This is a genomic window from Bacillota bacterium (assembly GCA_024655925.1).
In the GTDB taxonomy this organism is placed as follows: domain Bacteria; phylum Bacillota; class DTU025; order DTU025; family JANLFS01; genus JANLFS01.
In genome coordinates this window covers 1-1,939 of record JANLFS010000019.1, presented here as the reverse complement: position 1 = coordinate 1,939, position 1,939 = coordinate 1, and the positions used below count along the sequence as shown (strand labels likewise).

Sequence of the window (1,939 nt, the reverse complement as noted above, 5' to 3'; positions counted from 1 at the left end):
CCTGGCCTTCGGCGGACCTGTGATCGATCTGTGCACGTATGGTGTTCCCTGCGGTATGGTCCGCGCCCATTGGGGACGTCGCGTATGTCACTCCGAGGCCCTTTATGGCCCGCGGCTCGTAGGCGGCCATAACCTGTCCTTTCACCACAGGCGCATCGACGACGCCGAGCAACCTCGCCGTCGTGGCCCCACCGCAACCGATCATTCGGCCGACGATACTGCCCTTGCCCACTTCTTGCACGAGCTGAATAGCTCCTTGAGCGTCTCCGAACGGGATCAGGCCAGCCTCCATGGCGAGCCCAATGGCCCCACCCGCATCGATGGTATCTATCCCCACGTCGTTGCAGACCCGGTTGATCTCGGCAATGGCATCAAGGTCCCCGATCATGCAGTTCGATCCAACAAGACCAATTGTCTCGTATTCGAGCGGCGAAACCAGGTTCTGCCCGTCCTTGCCACGGTACACGTTGGAGCAGGATATGACGCACCCGGGCATACACGTGTGCTCTGGTTGCCCTTGCCGCTCGAGTATAGTCTCCCTGAGCCTCTCGCCGGAGATGCTCTCCGCCTCCTCGAACATCCCGAGTCTGAAGTTGCGAGTGGGTAGACCGGCGCGGCCGTTCAGGATCCTGACCAAGTTGCTTGTGCCTATCTTCCGGAAGACTTCCGTTTGGGGCGATTCCAGGACGGCCTTCGTATACTCGCGCAATGCACTTTGGAACTCTGCTTCATTGCGCGGCTTGGGCCTCGGGCACCCTTCATCATCCAACACGATGGCCTTCACCCGCTTCGACCCCATCACCGCGCCGAGGCCGCCCCGGGCAGAGAACCTAGTGGGTTGACCCTCAGGGTCGAGATTCGCGATTCCGGCAGCAGTCAGGAGCATCTCTCCAGCAGGCCCAATGATGGCGGCGCCGATGTTGCTGCCATAAGATTGTCTGAGCTTCTCAGCAGTCTCATACACACCGAGAAGGCTCAGGTCCGGCCTAGGCATGATCTCCGCCGCATCTTTCGTTATGACCACGACGTAAGGGCCCTGGTCGGCCGGCTTTCCTTCCACGATGACTGCCCTGAGCCCCAACCGCGCGAGCTTCCCGCTGGTGGTGCCCCCGGCGTTCGCCTCCTTGATGCCTCCGGTTAGGGGGCTTTTTCCACCTATTGACAACCGTCCACTGCTGGAAGCTGGTGTCCCCGCGAGCAGCCCAGCTGCCAGTATCAGCTTATTCCGCTTCCCCAAGGGATGGCAGGTTGGCTCAACTTCGTCCTTCACTATCCTGGAAGTCAGGCCCCGCCCTCCAAGCATCATGTAGTCGCGAGGGACATGCTCAAACGAAATCATTCGAGTATTCACGTCGATTCGGAGAATTCGGTCCAATAGGTATACCCTCCTCAAGTGAGACTAGCGTCATATGGTACCGGGTGGCCGGTCACTCCTTGCCCTTGTGGATCCTCAACACGGCTCCATCCGTCAGAGCGGCAATTCGCTCGTCCGGGAGTCCCGGTATGAAGAAGCACGCGAGTTTCATGCCCTCGTCACCCAGGTTGGTCACGCCGTGAGGAACCCCCGCCGGGGCATAGAGGACGGTGTCTGGAACTATATCCACAGTCTCGTCGCCGACCTGTCCCACGCCCCGTCCAGAGACAACGTATACGAGTTCGTCCGAGCAATCGTGAGTGTGTATGCTTGTGCTTCCGCCGTGAGGGTAGAGGTTCGCCACAAGGAACGAAAAGTCGCGTACATCATCGCTCTGCTTCGACAGAACCACCTGCATGTTTCGCTCCGCCGGCGGGTTCATCCGAACACTGGGAATCTCCCACACACGTTTCACTGTCATCTTTTACACTCCTCTCGAATTCTCAGTTCGCTCTTCCGGGCCAGCAGCAGATCAAGTCCGATTTCTGGTGTAAAATCCCTCCGGTAGCTGACGGCCGAAATCAG

2 protein-coding genes are annotated in these 1,939 nt (G+C 59.3%); both read right to left on the bottom strand.

The genetic code is table 11. The features are described from left to right. Positions 1–1,375 (bottom strand): aldehyde ferredoxin oxidoreductase (locus NUW23_04540; protein MCR4425443.1); only part of this gene is annotated, 1,375 nt, incomplete at its 3' end. Between the two features lie 52 nt (positions 1,376–1,427). Continuing rightward, a complete protein-coding gene (locus NUW23_04535; protein MCR4425442.1) occupies positions 1,428–1,835 on the bottom strand; it encodes a cupin domain-containing protein in 408 nt (135 codons plus the stop codon). Positions 1,836–1,939: the final 104 nt, after the last annotated feature.

Coding starts and splice junctions, on each gene's coding strand:
- NUW23_04535 (MCR4425442.1), bottom strand. CDS start 1,835: ATGACAGTGAAACGTGTGTGGGAGATTCCCAGTGTTCGGATGAACCCG.